The following is an 18,747-nucleotide window of genomic DNA, read 5'->3' as shown; positions in this document are numbered from 1 at the left end:
GTTCGATGGGTGGGCGTGTCGGGGTCACGGACGGTGGGCGATGGACATCAGATAGGCGCCGCCGTTCTTGTCACCGCGGGGAGGAAGGGCACCGAGCTGGCGGAGCATCCCGACGATGTCGAACGCCGCGGTGTAGTGGGATAGAAGGCCTTCGTCGAAGGCGAGGAAGATGTCGCAGCCAGTGGTCGCGAACGTCTTGTCCGTGCGGCCGAATTGCTTCGGCGCTCCGCCGCTCTGGTGGAACATGAACAGGCCGCGGCCGTCGGCGGGTGCGCTGAAGGTCTGTACCTCCTCGAAGTGCACGTCCGGCATCGCCTTCCAGATGGCGTCGACGTACGCGCGGACGGCCTCGCGGCCGCGCAGCGGCTGAGGCCAGAACACCTGTTCGTCCCACAGGATGTCCGGATGCAGGAGGTCGAGCACCTGGTCGGTGTCGTGGGAGTTCCATGCGTCGAGCCATCGCCGACCGAACGCCTGGATGAACGCGTCGGTGACGGGTGGGTGCTCGATGGGCTCGGTCGTTGTCATTCACATTCCTCGGGATCGATGGGGTTGTGGTCGGAGGTGCGGTGCATCCGGGCGGCTGGGAAGTCGGGGCGCCGCTTGGTGAGGAAGGCCGCGACACCTTCGGAGCCCTCGGGCGAGGCGAGGGCGTCGGCGATGAGCGTGGCCTCGACGGACAATTGCGCTGCCAGGGAACTGTCCCCGGCTCGCCGAACCAGCCGGACCGTATGGCCGGCGACGATGCGGGGTCCGCAGGCCAGGGCGGACGCGAGGTCGAGCGCTACGGCGCGTGCGCTCCCGGTGTCGACGACCCGGCTGACCAGGCCTAGATCGCGTGCCTCGATGCCGCCGAGGGGGCTGTTGGTCAAGAGCATGTCGCATGCCCGGGCCGCTCCGACGGCGCGAGGCAGGCCCCAGGACACGCCGCAGTCCGGGGAGAGCCCGACGCCGATGTACGCAGACCGGAATATGGTGGTCGGCTCCGCGACGACGAGATCTGCGGCGAGTGCCAGACCGAGGCCGGCGCCCGCACAGTTGCCGTGGACGGCCGCGATCACCGGCATCGGCAGCGATCGCATCACCGTGATGGCTTGGTGAACCACATCGGCGAGGTCGCGGATGTAGTCGGCTGGCGCTGGTGCGTGAGCGAAGTCTCGCAAGTCACCGCCGACGCAGAAGTCCCGGCCGCGGCCTGCGAGTACTACGGCGCCGATCTCGTCAGCAGCGGCAATGTCGGCCAGCCGGTAGCGCAGTCGTCGAGCGGAGATGAGGTCGATCGCGTTACCGCACTCGGGTCGGTCGAGCTCGACGATCACGACGTCGCCGGAGCCGGTATCCGGCGCGCTCACAAGCCCATGTCCTTGCTGATGATCTCTTTCATGATCTCGCTGGTGCCGCCGTAGATCGTCTGGACCCGGGCGTCGGCGAACGACCGGCAGACCGGGTGTTCGCGCATGTAGCCATATCCGCCGTGCAGCTGCAAGCACCGGTCCGCGACCCTGACCTGCAATTCGGAGCACCAGTATTTGGCTTTCGCGGCCCGCGCCGCGGTCAGCTCCTTGCGGGTGTGCAAGTCCACACAGTGGTCGACGAATACCCGAGCGATGTCGATCTCGGTCTGCAGCTCGGCGAGCAGGAACCGGCTGTGCTGGAAACTCCCGACCGATTGGCCAAAGGCACGCCGCTCGGTGACGTAGTCCACCGTACGACCGAGCACCCCCTCGGCCGCCCCGACCGCGGTAACCGCGAGCGACAGCCGTTCCTGGGGGAGATTGCGCACCAGGTAGAAAAAGCCCTGGCCCTCCTCCCCGAGGCGGTTGGCGGCGGGGACGCGGACGTTGTCGAAATGCAGTTCACTGGTGTCCTGGCCGTGCATCCCGAGCTTGTCGAGGTTGCGGCCGCGTTCGAAGCCTGGCATCCCGCGTTCGATGACGAGCAGGGTCAGTCCGCGGTGCTTGTCCGGTGAAGTGCGGACCGCGACGACCACCAGGTCGGCGTTCTGGCCGTTGGAGATGAACGTCTTCGAGCCGTTCACGACGTAGATGTCGCCCTCGCACACGGCGGTCGTCGCGATACCGGACAGGTCACTGCCCGCGCCGGGCTCGGTCATCGCGATCGCGCCTATCAGATCCCCGGAGACCAGGCCGGGCAGCCAGCGTTGCTTCTGGTCGTTGTCGGTGAGGTCGAGGAGATACGGGCCGACCACGTCGTTCTGCAGCGCCAGGGAGAGCCCGGCCGAGGCGAGGCCGGCCCGTGCGAACTCTTCGTCGACCACCGCCGAGAACCGCCAGTCGTCGATGCCCGGCCCGCCGTACTGCTCCGGTGTCGCGTGCATCAGCAGTCCCAGCTCGCCGGCGCCTGTGAACAGGGACCGGTCAACGATGCCGGCGGTCTCCCATTTCGCATCGTTCGGTATGACCTGGGTCTTGATGAACCCCTGGACCGTCCGGCGGAACTGCTCGTGGTCTGCGTTGTAGACCGTGCGGAGGCCGTGGCCGCTCATTCCGGGGCCCCGTCGAGGAAGAGATCGATTTTCAGCCGGGATTCGGCGGCGTCGCCGTAGCGGTAGGCCGCAAGGCCTGTCACGCCTGCCCATGCGAGCACTTCGTCGTCGATCAGCGTGCGGCCGGTGACTGCTCCTGCGGGGCGGGTCAGGATCGTGTGTGCGGCATCGGCCATGATCCGCGGCTTGCGGGAGACCGCCATCGCGGCTTCGCCGCCCACGATATTCTGGACCGCGTCGGTTGCGATCGTCGTCCGCGGCCACAGGCAGTTGGCCGAGAGCGGGACCGGATGGTCCTGTGCGGCGAGGCCGGTCGTCAAAATGGTCATCGCGTACTTGCTGAGGGTGTAGGGAGCGTGTGCCCCGAGCCAATGCGGTGCGAGATTGATCGGCGGGGACAGGGTGAGCACCTGCGCGGAGTCCGATCGATGCAGGTACGGGAGTGCGGCGCTGATCATCAGAAACGTGCCGCGCGCGTTGATGTCCTGCATCAGGTCGTAGCGCTTCGGCGGCACCTTCCCGATCGGTGCCAGAACGATCGCGGACGCATTATTGACCAGCACATCAATCCCGCCGAAGGTGTCCACTGCGGCCTCGACCGCGCGGGTCACGTCCTCCTCGCGGCGGACGTCGCCGACAACCGCCAGGCCGCGGCCGCCCGCCGCTTCGATCTGCTCCACCGCGGTATGCACCGTCCCCGATAGCCGGGGGTCGGGGGTGTCGGTCTTGGCGAGAATGACGACGTTGGCGCCGTCCTCAGCCGCGCGGGTGGCGATCGCCAGACCGATGCCGCGGCTGCCGCCCGACATCAGCACGGTCCGGCCCTCGAGCGGACGCGGTGACTCGGTCCAGATCGCTGTGGGGGAAGTGAGGTTGCTCATCGGTAATCACCGCCGTTCTCCGCCAAGGCGACCAACGACGCCGGCGGTTGGAAGCGCGCCCCGTATCGGTCTGCGAGTTCTCGTGCACGATCCACGAAACCCGCTGGGCCGCCGCTGTATTGGTTGATGTATTGGAGGACACCGCCGGTCCAGCCCGGGAAGCCGATACCGAGGATCGAGCCGACGTTGGCGTCGGCCACCGACCGCAGCACCCCGGAGTCGAGGCAGCGCACAGAGTCGAGGGCCTCGGCGAACAGCATCCGCTCCTGCATGTCGAGCAGAGGGACATCCGTGCTCGTGCCGCCGAAAGCGTCCTTCAGGCCGGGCCATAGCCCCGTCCGGCGCCCGTCGGCGTAGTCGTAGAACCCGGCGCCGGTGGACCGTCCCTTGCGGTCGAAGTCGGCGATCATGCGGTCCAGCACGGCCCATCCGGGGTGAACCGGGGACTCGACGCCGTTGGCCCGCAATCCCTCTCGGGTCTCCTCACGGATCCGCTGCATCAACGTCAAGGTGAGTTCGTCGACGAGTGCGAGCGCGCCGACCGGGTAGCCGACCTGGATCGCTGCCTGCTCGACCGATGCCGCGGGGACTCCTTCGCCGACCAGGGCGATGGCCTCGTTGACGAATTCCAGGATGACGCGGCTGGTGAAGAATCCTCGGCTGTCGTTGACGACGATGGGGGTCTTGTCGATCTGCTGGGCGATGTCGATGGCCTTGGCGAGCGTGGCGTCGCTCGTCTTCTCACCGACCACGATCTCGAGCAGCGCCATCTTGTCGACCGGGGAGAAGAAGTGCAGGCCGATGAACTGATCCGGTGCAGCCAAGACGCTGGCCAGGTCTGTGATCGGCAATGTGGAGGTGTTGGATGCGATCACCGCACCTGGGGCCAGGTGGGGAATTGCTTCCGCGATAACGCGCCGCTTGAGATCGGGGTTCTCGTACACGGCTTCGATGAGCAGATCGGCCCCCGACGCGTCCGCGGGGTCGGCGGATGGCCGGATGCGCGCGAGTACCTGGTCACGGTCGGATACCGTGAGTCGGCCCTTTGCCACTGCCGTGTCGAGGATCTTGGCGCTGTAGCCCTTTCCGCGCTCGGCGGCGTCGACGCTGATGTCTTGGAGCACGACATCGAGTCTGGCCTGCGCACAGACGTACGCGATTCCGGCGCCCATCATCCCGGCGCCGATGATCACGGCTTTCGCGGCGCGGTGCCGGTCGTAGCCCGATGGTCGGCTCGCGCCGCGCCTGATGGCCTGCATGTCGAAGAAACTCGATCCGATGATGTTTGCCGAGATCTGGCCGCAGATCAGATCGGTGCAGTACCGCGACTCGATGGTCTGGGCGTTCTCGAAGTCGACCTGTGCCCCTTCGACGGCGGCGGCGAGCAGATGGTTCGCCGCGGGGTTCGGTGCGCCGTGCGAGCGCTTCCGCAGAGTTGCGGGCAGCATCGGCAGTACCGCGGCCAGGTCCGCCGAGGCCGGGGTGCCGCCAGGGATCACATAGCCGGGGCGGTCCCACGGCTGGGATGCGTCCGGGTTGTCCGCAATCCACCGGCGTGCGGCAGTGGCGAGATCGGCGACACTGGGGACGAGTTGGTCGATAAGCCCTGCGCCCAGCGCCTGTTCAGGGCCGAATCTGGTTCCGGGCAGCAGAATGTCGTCAAGGGCCGTCCGGATTCCGAACATGCGGACGGTGCGGGTGGTTCCTCCAGCTCCGGGCAGCAGTCCGAGGGTGACCTCGGGTAGGCCGACGATGACCTCTGGGGAGTCGACGGCGATGCGGTGGTGGCACGCAAGGGCGATCTCGAGCCCGCCACCGAGCGCGGCGCCGTTGATCACCGCGACGACCGGCCGGCCCAGGGTCTCGAGTTTCCGTAAGGCCGCCTTGATGGTGTCGAGCATTCGGCGGACTGTGGGGGCGTCAGCAGCGGTGGCGCGCTTCATCATGGCGAGGTCGCCCCCGGCGAAGAAGGTCTTCTTCGCCGAGGCGATGACGACACCGGTGATCTCCTCGCGGACGGTAGTCAAGTGGTCGACGAGTGTCGGCAGCTGCTCGGTAAACCGTGCGCTCATCGTGTTCGCCGACTGCGTCGGGTCGTCCATGGTGATGGTCACGATGCCGTCGTCGTCGACGTCCCACCGGAACATGTCGTGGTCGAATGGGTAGGTCATCCGAATGGTCTCCTACTGCTTGGGGATTCGGTAGTGCGGTGGCCGGCCAACGGTTAGACGCGTTCGATGAGGGTGGCGACCCCCATGCCGCCGCCGATGCAGAGCGTCACGACCGCGCGGCGTGCATCCCGGCGTTCGAGCTCGTCGAGCATCGTGCCGACGAGCATCGCGCCGGTCGCCCCCAGCGGATGACCCATCGCGATGGCACCGCCGACGACGTTGACCTTCTCCTCGGGGATGCGGAGGTCCTTCGCGTATTTGAGGGGCACGGCGGCGAATGCCTCGTTGATCTCGAACAGGTCGATCTCGTCGACGGTCAGTCCGACTCTGTCGAGCAGCTTCCGGGTCGCGGGGATCGGTCCGGTGAGCATGATTGTAGGGTCCGCGCCTGAGGTGGCGGTCGCGACGATCCGCGCTCTGGGTGTGAGTCCGAGGGAGGAGCCGACGCTTTCGTCCCCGATCAGCACCAGCGCCGCACCGTCGACGATGCCGGACGAGTTGCCGGCGTGGTGGACGTGGTCGATGCGCTCGACCCAGTGGTATCGCTGCAGCGCCACCGCGTCGAAGCCGCCGTGTTGACCGACGGTCGCGAACGCGGGCTTCAGACCTGCAAGAGATTCGGTCGTGCTCTGTGGCCGCATGTACTCGTCGTAATCGAGAATCGTCTCGCCGTTGCGGTCCCGGACCGGCACAACGGATTTCGCGAAGTAGCCGCCCGACCAGGCTGTGGCCGCACGCTGCTGTGACCGAACCGCATACGCGTCGACAACGTCGCGGCTGAAGCCTTCCATCGTGGCGATGAGATCGGCGCTGACACCCTGCGGGATGAACGAGGTCGCGAGGTTGGTCTCCGGGTCGTTCATCCAGGCTCCACCGTCCGCACCGAGCGGCACGCGCGACATCGACTCCACACCGCCGGCGATGATGAGGCGGTCCCACCCCGAGCGCACCTTCTGCGCCGCGGTGTTGACCGCCTCGAGGCCGGAACCGCAGAAGCGATTCAGCTGTACCCCACCGACCGTGTCGGGCAATCCGGCGGCCATCGCAGCGGTCCGCGGCAGCACCGACCCCTGATCACCGACCGGAGACACGATCCCCAGAACGAGATCGTCGATCATGTGCGGATCGAGTTCGGGATGCCGGCTACGCAGCTCATCGATGAGGCCGACGACCAGTGAGACCGGCTTGACCGAGTACAGCGCCCCCGTGTTCTTGCCCCGGCCGCGGGGCGTCCGGATGGCGTCGTAGATGAATGCTTCGGACGTGGGTACAGAGACCGACATCGCCGTGTGCCCTCCTGGTGAAGTGTCGCGAGTCTCGAGCTCGCCTCGCATCGGACTCTATTCTAGTTAATATTCACTAGGCAAGCCCCGGGTAGAGTCGGGCCCGGCTCTCAGCACTCGAAACCGAGGCAGCCGGAGGAAGCAGAGGACGAACAGTGGTGACGGGCGAAGCAGTCGAAGAGGACGTAGCGGCGCGCCCCCGAAGTCGGATGAGCGCAGCAGCGCGGCGGCAGCAGCTCGCCGTCGCGGCGGCCAAGCAGTTTCACCATCTCGGGTTCCACCGGGTCACCCTCGCCGCCGTGGCCGCCGATGTCGGCGTGACGGCACCCGCGGTGTATCGGCACTTCCGGAACAAGCAGACCTTGCTGGTAGGCGCGATCGACAGTGGCCTGACCCTGGTAGAAGCGGCCGTCACGCAGCCACCCGATGCGTCCTGGGACGACCGGCTGGAGCGCCTTGCGACCGCGGCCGCCGACCGCCGCGATCTCTGGGCTCTGCTGCAGCGAGAGATGCGTCACCTCCCCCCAGCGGACCGGGAGCCACTCGAGACCCGATTCACGGCTGTGACCACGGAACTGCGGCGCCAACTCGGTACGGTACGAGCGGACCTGCCGACGGCTGACTCGAGGCTGCTAATTACTGCCGTTCTTGCGGTGTTTTCGAGCCAATCGGCCTACCCGGCGCGCAGCCCGAGATCGGAGCGACGTCGGGTTCTCCGCGCCGCGGCCGCAGCTCTCTCGCGGATCGAGTGGCCCCCCATTCCATCGCCCGCCGCACCGGCAGTCGACGGCGCCCGGCCCGGCTTCGGCCAGAGTGAACCGTCTGTCGCGGCGGTTGGCCGCAACGACGCGGTACCAGCGGCCCGACGCGAGGAAGTACTCATGACAGCGATCCGGTTGTTTCACGAGCACGGTTACGCCGCAATGAGTCTCGACGATATCGGCGCCGCAATAGGCATGGCAGGCCCGAGCATCCTCTACCACTTCCCGGCGAAGGCCGATCTATTGATCGAGGCATTCAGCCGCGCCAGCGCCTCTCTGTCGGCAGCCCGCGACGAGTTGAGCACCGTGACCTTGGATGATCTGGTCGCGATCTACGTCGGCCTGGGCGTACGCGAGCGACTTCTGTTCGGGGTATACGTCCTCGAGGCCGTCAGCCTTCCTGAGGAGGCGGGCCAGGCGATCCGCCGAGCCCTCGACGCCGACATCGACGCATGGACCGAGGCCCTCGTCGAAGCACGGCCCGATCTCACCGACATCGAGGCCACCATCCTGGTCCACGCAGCCCGGGCGGTCGTCAATGACGTGGTCAGGATCGGCCACCTCCACGAACGCCCGACGATCGCTGCAGAGCTCATGACCATGGTCCGAGCGGTACTCTGGACCGATCTTGCAACCACACCCGCTGGCGCTTGATCGGGCGGCCGGTCCGGACTCGAACTCCGAACGAAGATCTCCACATCAAGGTCGAGTTGGCGATGCTCATAGGTATCGGGTCATAGCCAGGTTGTGAAGATTCGGTGAGAGCAGTCAACCCTGGAGTCCCCGGGGGCCTGCGAGCACAGGAATCACCCCACTCTCTGTTCAGCGGCCGTTTCCGGTGTTCATCAGGGCCGTTCGGAGCAGGCTCTCCGACGCGCGCGGCGCGACTGGGCGACGTACACATCTTGATGACAGTCGATCCGAACCCCGAAGCGACCGTGGAACGGCCAATTCGAGATCAGTTCTGTAGGGCGGGTGAGCCTTTCGGGTTTCACAGATTCATCGACGGAGTGACTGCTGGACCCGACGAGTGGGCGGACCGGATCAACGTTGCCGCCGCGCCGGCATCACCACAGCCAGCGTTCTCGTGGACCACCCTGCGTTGAACCGGTAGCACGGGCTGACGTGGCGGCACAGCTTTCCTTTCCTCCGACAACTGCACCTGTGGGCGGTGGTGACCGCCTTCGACTACGCGTACTCGGTGATCGCGGCAGATTCGCCCTTCTTCAGCTCAGCGATGATGGCTTGCTGCGCGACCGGAGGCAGGGTGTGCAATATGTGACGGACGCGCTCGCGCCGTCGCCGCACCGCTTGGCGGACAGGCATACCGGGCTGGGTGCGCATCTGCGGCGGGATGCCCTCGACCTCGTCGATACCGGAGTCGTAGTGGCCGGCGTCGGCGAGCGCCTGCTCGCGAGCCATCTGCGCCTCGTCCTTCTCCTCGGTCATACCGATCGGACCGACCATGCGGCCGTTGAGGAACTGCTTGACGACCGGCTCCTCCGAGGTGAGCAGCACCTCGCGCGGGCCGAACGTCACCAACTGGCGGCGGAACAACATTCCAATGTTGTCGGGGACAGTCCGTGCGAGGCTGATGTTGTGGGTCACGATCAGGATGGTGGCGTCGATCTGAGCGTTGATGTCCAGGAGGAGCTGGCTGATGTAGGTGGTACGCACCGGGTCCAGACCGGAGTCCGGCTCATCGACCAGGATGATCTGTGGGTCGAGCACCAGCGCACGCGCCAGGCCAGCACGCTTGCGCATACCACCGGAGATCTCACCGGGCAGTTTGCCCTCCGCGCCCAGCAGACCGGTCAGCTCGAGCTTCTCCATCACGATCTGCTTGATCTCGGACTCGGACTTCTTGGTGTGCTCGCGCAGCGGGAAGGCCACATTGTCGAACAGGTTCATCGAACCGAACAGTGCGCCGTCCTGGAACAGAACACCGAACAACTTGCGGATCTCGTAGAGCTCCTTGTTGGAGCAGGTGGTGATGTCGGTGCCGTCGATGTAGATCGAACCGCGCTCGGGGCGCAGCAGACCGATCAGCGACTTCAGAAACACCGACTTACCGGTACCGGAGGGGCCGAGCAGAGCGCTGACTTCCCCCGTGGGCAGAGTCAGAGTGACATCCTGCCAAATCCGCTGGAACCCGAAAGATTTCGTAACACCTTCGGTCCTGACCTCTATGCCCATCACGATATCCTTCCAATTTGTCGAACCGGGACACGCCTTGCTACCGGTCGGCGCAGCTGCCCACCGGCACTGAGACATGGTCGGGTGCAATCGCTTTCGGCCGTCTTCCGGTCACTTCGGACCGATTGGAGCCATTCCACCGACATCGGTGATGAGCCAATTCTTCGCGCGGTCCATGGTTACCGTGTAAGCGGCGGTGGACTGAACACCGTCCGGCGCCTGCGCGTTCTTCGTCGTGACGTTCACGAATGCGACAACTGTATAGCTGTCACCATTGTGCGACTTCACCTGCGCTGCAATCGGTTGCGCCGTCGAAGTCCAGCTCAGCGGGGTTATCACCTGCTCCATCGACGTCGCTGCCTCAGAAAGTTTCGCGCTCAGATCCGGCGACGTGTTCACGACGAGTTTCTTGTGCCACGCCGCGAGGTCCTTGTAATCCATGGTGGCCGCGCCGGTCGCATAGGTGAGCGCGCTCTGCTCCGCCTGCTGTGCGGTGTGTGCCGCGTTTTTCAGTTCAGCCAGATCACGATTCTTGTCCGTGAGTTGATATCCGAAGAGGCCGGTCGCTGTCGCCAAGGCGAGGATCAGAACTCCCGCTGCGGCACCGATGGCCCGGCCACGCCGCCACACAGGTTTGTCGTCCTCGCGTTCTGCGTTCGCGAACTCTGCTTGTCTGCGTCCGTCTCGTTTCGATTCCGCGGGCGACGGCAAATCGACGGACCGCCCTGTTGTCGTTGTGTCGGCCTCGTCCGCGTCGCTGTGGTTGGCGGCTCGTGACTTGCTGTCGGCGGTTGATGTGGGCATTTCTTGACCTCACCTTCTCTGGTCGGGTTTGATTCAGTTGGGCCGGGGCGCGCCAACGTTTACTACGAGTCCGTCGCCAGTGCCCGAAACCGACATCGCAATTCGCATGAGCTGGCCCAGATCCACGGTTCGTAGTTGTGACGTCACGGCTGAGATCGCCGGCAACGACGCATCACCGATTACCTTGATGTTCGGGGCTGCTTTGTCGAGGAAGCCCTGGAGCCGCTCGAGGAACGGCCCGGCTCCGTTGGTCAATTCGGTCGGCAGGTTGTCGGTTCGGACGAACTGAGTGCACCAGTCGAGGAAGACCTTGATTTGTTCGCCGAGATCCCGGACAGGGTCCCCGGACTCCGCCAGCGAACCACTCAGGTCAGCGCCGCGGGCAAGCAAATCCTGGAACTTGTCGAGCAATGCTGTGAACGGCGTGCGGGTCGACAGAATCGTGGTCTGCAGGAGAACTCCGGCTCGGTTGAGATTGGCGAGCACATTCTGATCGACCACCAGCCCCTGGTTCATTTCGGCGACGATCTGGTCGACTTTATCGGTGCGAACCTGTTCGAGGACCTTGACTAGGCGTTGCGAGAGTTCGTCGAAGCTGGTCGGTACCGACACCGACTGCGCGGTGAGCACCGCTCCTGCGGGCAGCACCGGGCCCGAATCACTGCTCGGTGGAACCACATTCAGATATGCCTCGCCCAGGGCCGAGAGACTGTCGACCCGGAATTGGGATCGGACCGGGATCGTATAGGAATCCTTGTAGTTCCAGCCGATGGTGACGCCGGTCAGCGAGGTGTGCACGTCGGTGACTCGCCCGATCGGCACACCTCGATACAGAACTCGAGAGCCCACGACGAGTCCGTTGCTGTGTGAGATCTTCAATTGCGCGGTACGGACTCCTAGTTTGTCGGTAACCGGAAGTCCCACCGACACCATGTATGCCAGCGATGCGGCGACAACCATGATCATCGCCCCGATGGAAGTGATATTGCGCACGTTCATCGAATTGCCCCCAGCATGCGCAGGATCGTCTCGGCATTTGCGAGGATGTCGTTGCCCGCCGGCGAGGTTGCGGAAACGATTGTGATATCAGGCCGCCGGATGAACGGAAACAGGTTGTCGTCCAGGAATTTCTGCAGGAGCTCCTCATTACTGCCGACCGCATCGATACCATCGCGCACAGTGGATATCGATCCATCGGCGGAGTGAAGTAGCGGCAGCAGCCAGTATCCGCCCTCGAATACACTGCCGACACTGGGCAGAACCACCCCGACCTGCTGGAGCCCGAGCGAGAGCTGGCTCCAGTAGTGCATACCGTCCGCCGACAACATCTTGCCGAGTTCGTCGGCCCGGCTGTTGATCGCCCCTGCCGTGGCATTCATTGCGTCGATCATCACGTCGACGCTCGTTGTGTGCGCGGCGACGTCGCGCGTGTCGACCGACACGATCGACGAGACACGCTGAGTCTGTTCGAGAACCGGAAAGCTCTTGTTGATCATGCGCATCGCGTCTTGCGCACTCCGGATACTCCCGCCGTTGACGAAGTTCGCCAGGACGGCAAGCGTGTTCTCCAATGGCGGAGGCGATGTGGTCTGATTCAGCGGAAGGAGTTTGGTGCCGGCGCTGTGCGCGGTTTCCGTGTCGGCCGACCCCGACGACTGAATGGATACGAAGGAGTCGCCGAGGACCGTGGCTTGGCGAATCGATGCGTGCGCGTCGGGGGCGATCGAGATCTTCTTGTCGAAGCCGACGACGACGTCCGCGCTGGAGCTACTCAGTTTCACCGTGTCGACGTGCCCCACCTTGACGCCGTTCACAGTCACGTCCGCACCGTCCGTCAGGTTCAGTATGGTCGCGAATTGAATGGTCAGTTTCTGACCCGAACCGGCGGACTGGACTTCGGTGGCCAGGGTGCCCGGATTCAGGGAACAGCCGGTCGCAACCGTGGCGACCAATCCGCACAGCAGTGGCACCACCCGCCATTGGAGGTGCGTCAGATTTCGCCCGCCGTTCGTCATCGGACACCTCCGATCGCCAGCACCGCGTCGAGACGAACTGCGATCGCCGCCGGATCGTTCGGCGCGACATGACAAGTCGCAGAGACGGCCTGATTGACCGCGGCGCACACCTGGGTCGGGTTGCCTACCTTGACTTGGATCATGACCGGCGCGGTCTGAAACGCTGGGCCGTGTCCTGGCTGTGACACGAGCGTGGCAACCGAGGCCAGCGAGGGAAGAACATTCAGTCCGTTCTGCAGCTCCGGAACGTGTGTCGCGGCGATATGAATACCCTCGGCGACTACATCGGCCGCGGCCCAGAGTTCCTGCCCGTATTTGGTCTGCACATCGTTTATGGCGTCGATCAGCGGAATCAGTCCCTCCACCATATTGGATGCGCCGGGCCACAGCTTCGTGGTCGCAACGACGGATGCATCGGGAAGCTTGCGGACCACCGACTCGATATCCGACCACTGATTCAAAACCGATGTCGTCAGCGGCGCCATGGAAACGATGATCGTCCCGATATCGGTGATCAGCTTGTCCGGATCAGCAGCCGCCGCCGACGCGGTCCGAACCAGCGTCGCGGCCGACGGACCCACCCCTTGAACGCTTCGGGCCATAGAGTCGACAGCTTCTTCGATGGTCTGCGAGTTACCCTGTGGTGCCAGCTGTTTCAGGAAGTCGGCTGCCGAACCGGCAACTTCCGAGATGCTCTTCGGCGTGTACGCGTTTTCGACTTTGATGCAGTTCGCCGGCGTCAGTTTCGCGGCCGACGGCTGCTCGGGCGCAACGAGTTCTAGCGACCTGTCGGCGAGTACGGATTTCGACCGGGTGACCGCCCGTACGTCGGCCGAGACCGAGCGGCCCTGCTTCAGGGAAAATTCGACTTTGACAGCATCGGCCTGCGGCGTGATCGACGAGATCGTGCCGATGGGATACCCCATCTGGGTGACCTCGTTTCCCACATAGAGACCTATCGAGTCCGGAAGCATCGTGCAGTAACCTTCTGTGGCGCTCGACTTTTCGTCATCGGATTTGATGTACACCGCAATCCCGCAAACGGTCGCGGCAATCACGACCACTACTCCCACCGAGGTGAGCACCTTCTTACGACGTCGCATCAGCAAGCCCTTCCCGCGACTGGCAAGCAGATTGCCGAACCATCGATCGTCTCGCCCGCCGCAGCGTTGCCACTCGAGAGTTGCGGTCCGACCAGCTCTTTCAGCCGTTGCTGCAGAGGAGTGAGATTGTTTATCAGGTCGTTCATTCCGTCACGAAGTTGGCCGGCACCCAACCGGACGCGTTCGACCAACTGGGCAATATCGGTTTCGTGGTTCACATAGAACTTCGACACGGCACCGATCCGGAGGAGAACCTCACCGAGTTGACGGAACGCTTCGGAGAATCCGGCTCGATAGGTGTAGTACGTCGACAGCACGACATTGATTTTGTTTGCGAGCATGAATACGAACTCGCGGCTCGCGTTGAAAGTGGACGAATATTCGCTGACCAAACCCAGGGTCGACTGCACTTGTTGTTTCTGTCGATCGAGTACCGTGGCCAAGGTTTGCATCCCGGAAACGACATTCCGCAGTGCTTCCGGGTTCTCACCGAGACCACTGTTGATCTGCTCCAGAATTTTGTCGATGGGCACTCCGTTCACCTGGCCGGTCACCCGCGGAAGCTGCTGCAGTATGTCGGCGATGGTGTAGGGCACTGTCACGCGTTCGATAGGCACCGATATGTGATGGGCGTTCCCCGCGCGACCGAGCGGCACAAGGGTGACGAAGTACCCTCCCACCGCGGTCAGCAGCCGAACGTCGACGCGTGTCCGATCACCCAGCTCGACCGACGATTTGACGGACAAATCCACTGTCACTTGCCGGCCGTCGAACCTCAAACGATCGACCTTTCCCACCGACACGCCCGCGATGCGCACATCTTCTCCCCCGCGTAGCGACACGGCATCGCGCGTAGTGAACGTCACGGTCTGCCGATTGGGCGGCATGACATAGAAATATGTGGTGATCACCGTGACGACGGCGACCAGCCCGAGCGCCATCACGCCGACAACCGGTTCGCTGAGTGGCCGACGCTTCTTCAGTCCCGCTATGCGTTGCATACGACCACACTGCTTCCGCCCATCAGAACCCTCACTGTCGCGGGCAACTGCGCAGCTCCGTGGCTGCATTGCGCAGAGCCCAATTGCGGGGATGCCACCGGTGTCGCCAATCCGGTCATGATCGTGGGAAACAGACCCAGCGCCGACTGCAGGTTGGCCACGGTCGGAAAGGCATCGTTGAGAATTTTGTCGACATCTGTCGACGGCTCGATCCCCAAACCTGACAGGATGTGATTGAACGTACCCATCAGGGGAGGTCCGAACTTGGCTGCCTTGGGAAACTCGTCGAGCACTGTCATCGCGGAGTCGATCGGTCGTTCGATGTCCCTGAGGAATTCGATGATCTGCGGCGACTTTCCGCCCAGTGTCTCGGCAATACGACTGAGGTTGGCCACGAGCGTCGAAATCACCGCGGCGCGGTCGGTGGTGTATCGGGACAGCTTGTCGACGCTGTCGAGCATCGGCGCGAGACCGCTGCCGTCGCCCTGAACCAGGGTGAGTGCGTTCCGCGTGAACTCGTTGATTTCGTTGGGCTGCAAGGTTTCCAGAGCGGGCTGCAAGCCGTTGAACAGGGTTGTGATGTCGAATGAGGGGACTGTGCGGTCCAGTCCGATGTGTCGTGTGGGCGCTCCGGCATCACCGCTACCGGTGATGTCTATGAACCGCACTCCGGACAGGTTCGCGTATTTGATCGCAAGTTTGCTTTCAACTGTCAACTTCTGTGTTTCGTTCACCGTGAAATCGACACGCGCGAAAGAACTGTCCCCGGCCTGGTGAAGATCGACAGCCTCCACCTTTCCGACTCGGACCCCTCGGATTCGTACGTCCGCATTGGGTCTCAGCCCCGACGCGTCGCTGAAGTCGGCGCTGTACTGGACCGGACGTTCGCCGGTGGGGTTCTTGATTGCGTTCTGAATGAGTACGAACAGCAGCGAGGCCACGACGCCTGCGGCGATGAGGCGCAACGCTGGACCGACCAGTCTGACCGGGATGTATTTCGTCACCTGGGCCTCGATTCGGATGCGGCACTGAGTCCGACTACTGGTGTTTGCAGCACCGGCAGCAGATCGAGATCGAGCTTGACCTTCAGAGTTCGGGCACCATCCGGGCCCGGGTCGAAAGCTCCGTCGAGGTTGCTGATAAGGGTGCGGAGAGTGACGGGGGTGAGTACGCCCTCCCCCATCGCGGGCAGCAGATCCGCCGCGCTCTTGACAATCTCGACGGTCGATTCCAGATTCGATCTGTTGGAGGTCAGCAGGGTGCCGACGAGGGTGAAGAACTGGTTGGCGATTGCTTCGAGCGCTTTCGCGTACCGATTCTGAATATCGTCGCCCGCTGGACGTAGCTCACTGTTGTAAACGTGAAAGCCCGCGTCGATCACTCCGAGAGTGAACGGAGGCAGCGCTCCGGCAATGTCGTTGTACCGGTCGATGAGGTAGTCAGGCATCGATCGTTGTGTCTGTTCCACTGTTTCGGCCACGACCACCCCGGTGTGGACCAGCGGTTGCAGCGACGCGGAATAGTCCAACGAGCGTCGTATGGCGTCCATCATCGGTGGCAGTAGCGCACCGTTGACGAATTCGGAGCCGGTGTCGATCATCGTTCCCATCGTGAAATCGCCGCCTGCCGGCCGCCAGATTCGCGCGCCGCTGAGCAAGATGGGTTGAGTGTCGTTGCCGGCGTCGACGATATTGACGGCGCTGACCCCGAAGTAGTTCTGCGGCCGGAAATCGAACCCGAAATTCTGCCGGAGCCCGGTGACGCTGTTTTTGTCCAGATCGAGGGTCATCGCCGCGCCCGAACGACCGATTGCCAAGTCATCGACACGACCCACCGGGACGCCGTTGAGGATGACGGGTGTCCCGGTCTCGACTCCGATACCGACCGCGGGCGTGTCGATGGTGAAAGTCAATCGACCGGACGGCTGCCCGGGCAGCACTGTTCGCAGCGAAACGACCACCATGACTACGGCCACGACAGCAGCCACGCTGCCCACCCCGACTCGGCGAAGCAGTCTGCTCTGCTTGACTTCCGAGCCGATGAGAAATCCTGAGTACACGATTCACCCCTTGAAGATCAGGTCGGGGTGCAGACCCCACAGGACAACGGTCATGGCGAGGTTCAGCACGATCGTCATTACCAGGCTCGCTCGGATCGCCCGCCCCGCTGCCCGGCCGACACCCTCGGGCCCGCCGCTGGCGAAGAAGCCGTAATAGCAGTGGATGATCGTGATTACACCGCAGAACACGACCGCTTTCGTCAACGAGTAGGCGACCTCGACAGGGTCCAGGAACTGGCTGAAATAGTGGTCGTAGGTGCCGGCGGGCGCATTACGGAATGTCTTCACGAAAAGGCTGCAGGTAAGGAAGCCGATTGCGAGGGACAGCAGATAGCCCGGGATGACGCACAGCATGCCTCCGATGAGACGTGTTCCGACCACAAAGGGAATCGACCGGATACCCAATGTCTCGGTCGCGTCGATTTCTTCGGAGATCCGCATCGAGCCGATCTCCGCGGTCATCCGGCATCCGATCTGGGCGGCGAAACCGATCCCGGTCATAATCGGGCCGATCTCCCTGATATTGAAGAATGCCCCGATGACGCCCGTCAGTGGACCGAATCCGATCAAGTTCAGGCTGTTGTATGCCTCGATCGCCACCGATATGCCGATCGCGACGCCGAGAACCATCAGAAGGGAGATCACACCGCCGTCGACGACGATCGACCCGCGTCCCCATGCCATGGAATTCATGGTCTTCATCGTCTGTTTTCGGTAATGCCGGAAAGTGATCGGAAGATAGAGAATCGTCTGCGCGGTGAACAGCACCCACCGGCCGGTCCCCTCGCTTGCCGTTTGCAGGCCACGGTTCGGCCCCTGGAGGAGTCCCGTCGCCCAATTGTGATATGCGCTCGGTGTACCCACGACTCAGCCCACCTGACTGGGAAAGAACATGGACTGGAGCTGCGTGGTGACCAGGTTGGTGATAAAGATCGCCACGAATCCCAGCACCACAGACGCATTGACAGCATCTGCGACGCCGCGCGGTCCACCTTTGGCCCCCAGTCCTCGCAGGCTGGCGATCACGACTACGAGCATTCCGAATATCATCGATTTCGCGATGGCGAAATAGAGATCCGTACTTGACGCGAAAGCGCCGAACGATTGCCAGAAACTTCCCGGGATCACGCCGTTCACAGTGATCGCCAACGTATATCCCGCTATCACTGCCGAGGCGACGATGACCACACAGAGAATGGGCGAGACAATCAAGATCGCGATAAACCGCGGTAGCACCAGACGCTGTATCGGATCGACTCCCATGACCCGCATAGCATCGATCTCTTCCCTGATCGAGCGCGCACCGAGATCGGCGGCTATCGCCGAGGCGGCCGCGCCACCGAGAAGCAATCCCGCCGCGATCGGCGCGCCCTGTTGAATCACCGCAATTCCGCTGGCCGCGCCGGCCAGCGACTTGGCGCCCACCTGGTTGACGATCGCACCGACCTGTACCGAGATTTCCGTTCCGAACGGGAGCGCGATCAAAATTGCCGGGAATACGGTGACCGTGAGCAGGAACCAAGCCTGTTGCAGCATCTCGAGAAGCGGAAGTTTCAGCTGGAGGGTCGATGTGACCGCATATCTGACCACACCGCCGAACAGGAGAACCGCACGGCCGAACGTCGCCATCGACTGCTTCGGAACGGTGTGCAGATAGTTCCCGGCTCGACGCCCGGCTAAGGATAAACCGGACCATGAAGGGCCTCCCTGGAACCGCCGCGTACGGATCGATTCGGGCACGGTCGTCACAGGCCCGCCCCGTCCTTGGAAGACCGCTTCGGGTCGCGCATCTCGGACAGCGGGTACTGCATCACAACCTCCACGAGCGTGATATTCGGGGCAGCGGGCACACAGGCATAATCCGAACGTTTAGTCCGGCACCTGCCAAGAATTAAGGGAGCACCGCGGCGACTGGAGTTCGCGACAAGGGTGCTCGCATTCACAAACCTGCTGATCCGATCGAGGCC

The 18,747-nt window shown here is 63.6% G+C and carries 17 protein-coding genes and 1 pseudogene; 2 read left to right on the top strand and 16 right to left on the bottom strand.

Translation table 11 applies throughout. The annotated features are described in order from the left end of the window. Positions 1 to 24: 24 nt before the first annotated feature. Genes ACIBW7_RS12810 through ACIBW7_RS12785 form a run of 6 tightly spaced genes read right to left on the bottom strand, consistent with a single transcriptional unit; the run spans position 25 to position 6,841 of the window. The gene (locus ACIBW7_RS12810) at positions 25 to 528 is read right to left on the bottom strand and encodes a nuclear transport factor 2 family protein (protein WP_397046397.1); all 504 of its coding nucleotides are present in this window, start codon (positions 526 to 528) and stop codon (positions 25 to 27) included. Next, a complete protein-coding gene (locus tag ACIBW7_RS12805; RefSeq protein ID WP_397046396.1) occupies positions 525 to 1,352 on the bottom strand; it encodes an enoyl-CoA hydratase/isomerase family protein in 828 nt (275 codons plus the stop codon). The genes ACIBW7_RS12810 and ACIBW7_RS12805 overlap by 4 nt, the downstream gene beginning before the upstream one ends. Beyond that, positions 1,349 to 2,506 carry an acyl-CoA dehydrogenase family protein gene (locus tag ACIBW7_RS12800; protein WP_397046395.1) on the bottom strand — a complete coding sequence of 386 codons (1,158 nt, stop codon included), beginning with the start codon at positions 2,504 to 2,506 and terminating at the stop codon, positions 1,349 to 1,351. The genes ACIBW7_RS12805 and ACIBW7_RS12800 overlap by 4 nt, the downstream gene beginning before the upstream one ends. Continuing rightward, positions 2,503 to 3,387: an SDR family oxidoreductase gene (locus ACIBW7_RS12795; RefSeq protein WP_397046394.1), complete on the bottom strand. Its 885-nt coding sequence runs from the start codon at positions 3,385 to 3,387 to the stop codon at positions 2,503 to 2,505. The genes ACIBW7_RS12800 and ACIBW7_RS12795 overlap by 4 nt, the downstream gene beginning before the upstream one ends. Further along, positions 3,384 to 5,558 carry a 3-hydroxyacyl-CoA dehydrogenase NAD-binding domain-containing protein gene (locus ACIBW7_RS12790; protein ID WP_397046393.1) on the bottom strand — a complete coding sequence of 725 codons (2,175 nt, stop codon included), beginning with the start codon at positions 5,556 to 5,558 and terminating at the stop codon, positions 3,384 to 3,386. The genes ACIBW7_RS12795 and ACIBW7_RS12790 overlap by 4 nt, the downstream gene beginning before the upstream one ends. Positions 5,559 to 5,611: 53 nt before the next feature. Then, positions 5,612 to 6,841 carry an acetyl-CoA C-acetyltransferase gene (locus ACIBW7_RS12785; protein ID WP_387288304.1) on the bottom strand — a complete coding sequence of 410 codons (1,230 nt, stop codon included), beginning with the start codon at positions 6,839 to 6,841 and terminating at the stop codon, positions 5,612 to 5,614. A 209-nt stretch (positions 6,842 to 7,050) separates the two neighbouring features. Here ACIBW7_RS12785 and ACIBW7_RS12780 point away from each other — a divergent pair. Next, a pseudogene (locus ACIBW7_RS12780) lies at positions 7,051 to 7,152 on the top strand (hypothetical protein); the annotation flags it as partial. Positions 7,153 to 7,722: 570 nt separating this feature from the next. Further along, entirely contained in the window at positions 7,723 to 8,256 is a 534-nt protein-coding gene (locus tag ACIBW7_RS12775; protein WP_397046560.1) for a TetR/AcrR family transcriptional regulator, read from the top strand. Between the two features lie 534 nt (positions 8,257 to 8,790). Here ACIBW7_RS12775 and ACIBW7_RS12770 read toward each other — a convergent pair. The 10 genes from ACIBW7_RS12770 to ACIBW7_RS12725 form a co-directional block, all read right to left on the bottom strand. Next, positions 8,791 to 9,798, bottom strand: a complete 1,008-nt coding sequence (locus tag ACIBW7_RS12770; protein WP_397046392.1) for an ABC transporter ATP-binding protein — start codon at positions 9,796 to 9,798, stop codon at positions 8,791 to 8,793. Positions 9,799 to 9,909: 111 nt separating this feature from the next. Continuing rightward, positions 9,910 to 10,374, bottom strand: a complete 465-nt coding sequence (locus tag ACIBW7_RS12765; protein ID WP_397046391.1) for a hypothetical protein — start codon at positions 10,372 to 10,374, stop codon at positions 9,910 to 9,912. 261 nt (positions 10,375 to 10,635) lie between these two features. After that, positions 10,636 to 11,601, bottom strand: a complete 966-nt coding sequence (locus tag ACIBW7_RS12760; RefSeq protein ID WP_397046390.1) for an MlaD family protein — start codon at positions 11,599 to 11,601, stop codon at positions 10,636 to 10,638. After that, on the bottom strand, positions 11,598 to 12,617 hold the full coding sequence (locus tag ACIBW7_RS12755; protein WP_387288314.1) for an MlaD family protein: 1,020 nt from the start codon (positions 12,615 to 12,617) through the stop codon (positions 11,598 to 11,600). The genes ACIBW7_RS12760 and ACIBW7_RS12755 overlap by 4 nt, the downstream gene beginning before the upstream one ends. After that, on the bottom strand, positions 12,614 to 13,675 hold the full coding sequence (locus ACIBW7_RS12750) for an MlaD family protein (RefSeq protein WP_397046389.1): 1,062 nt from the start codon (positions 13,673 to 13,675) through the stop codon (positions 12,614 to 12,616). Before ACIBW7_RS12750 ends, ACIBW7_RS12755 begins: the two co-directional genes overlap by 4 nt. A 44-nt stretch (positions 13,676 to 13,719) precedes the next feature. After that, positions 13,720 to 14,661 (bottom strand): MlaD family protein, encoded by a 942-nt coding sequence (locus ACIBW7_RS12745; RefSeq protein ID WP_397046559.1) that lies wholly within the window; start codon positions 14,659 to 14,661, stop codon positions 13,720 to 13,722. Positions 14,662 to 14,708: 47 nt separating this feature from the next. Further along, a complete protein-coding gene (locus ACIBW7_RS12740; protein WP_397046388.1) occupies positions 14,709 to 15,725 on the bottom strand; it encodes an MlaD family protein in 1,017 nt (338 codons plus the stop codon). Further along, positions 15,722 to 16,708: an MlaD family protein gene (locus tag ACIBW7_RS12735; RefSeq protein ID WP_387288321.1), complete on the bottom strand. Its 987-nt coding sequence runs from the start codon at positions 16,706 to 16,708 to the stop codon at positions 15,722 to 15,724. Before ACIBW7_RS12735 ends, ACIBW7_RS12740 begins: the two co-directional genes overlap by 4 nt. 75 nt (positions 16,709 to 16,783) lie before the next feature. Beyond that, positions 16,784 to 17,644, bottom strand: a complete 861-nt coding sequence (locus tag ACIBW7_RS12730) for an MlaE family ABC transporter permease (RefSeq protein ID WP_387288323.1) — start codon at positions 17,642 to 17,644, stop codon at positions 16,784 to 16,786. Positions 17,645 to 17,647: 3 nt separating this feature from the next. After that, positions 17,648 to 18,529 (bottom strand): MlaE family ABC transporter permease, encoded by an 882-nt coding sequence (locus ACIBW7_RS12725; RefSeq protein ID WP_387288324.1) that lies wholly within the window; start codon positions 18,527 to 18,529, stop codon positions 17,648 to 17,650. Positions 18,530 to 18,747: the final 218 nt, after the last annotated feature.

Origin of the sequence: Nocardia sp. NPDC049526, from assembly GCF_044465765.1 — a bacterium.
GTDB lineage: Bacteria > Actinomycetota > Actinomycetes > Mycobacteriales > Mycobacteriaceae > Nocardia.
Note: the sequence above shows the minus strand (reverse complement) of the source record. Positions and strands in the feature narration are given on the sequence as shown.

Bases quoted from the DNA above. Each gene is read 5' to 3' on its own strand.
- ACIBW7_RS12810 (WP_397046397.1), bottom strand. From the start codon at position 528: ATGACAACGACCGAGCCCATCGAGCACCCACCCGTCACCGACGCGTTC.
- ACIBW7_RS12800 (WP_397046395.1), bottom strand. From the start codon at position 2,506: ATGAGCGGCCACGGCCTCCGCACGGTCTACAACGCAGACCACGAGCAG.
- ACIBW7_RS12795 (WP_397046394.1), bottom strand. From the start codon at position 3,387: ATGAGCAACCTCACTTCCCCCACAGCGATCTGGACCGAGTCACCGCGT.
- ACIBW7_RS12790 (WP_397046393.1), bottom strand. From the start codon at position 5,558: ATGACCTACCCATTCGACCACGACATGTTCCGGTGGGACGTCGACGAC.
- ACIBW7_RS12785 (WP_387288304.1), bottom strand. From the start codon at position 6,841: ATGTCGGTCTCTGTACCCACGTCCGAAGCATTCATCTACGACGCCATC.
- ACIBW7_RS12775 (WP_397046560.1), top strand. From the start codon at position 7,723: ATGACAGCGATCCGGTTGTTTCACGAGCACGGTTACGCCGCAATGAGT.
- ACIBW7_RS12770 (WP_397046392.1), bottom strand. From the start codon at position 9,798: ATGGGCATAGAGGTCAGGACCGAAGGTGTTACGAAATCTTTCGGGTTC.
- ACIBW7_RS12760 (WP_397046390.1), bottom strand. From the start codon at position 11,601: ATGAACGTGCGCAATATCACTTCCATCGGGGCGATGATCATGGTTGTC.
- ACIBW7_RS12755 (WP_387288314.1), bottom strand. From the start codon at position 12,617: ATGACGAACGGCGGGCGAAATCTGACGCACCTCCAATGGCGGGTGGTG.
- ACIBW7_RS12745 (WP_397046559.1), bottom strand. From the start codon at position 14,661: ATGGCGCTCGGGCTGGTCGCCGTCGTCACGGTGATCACCACATATTTC.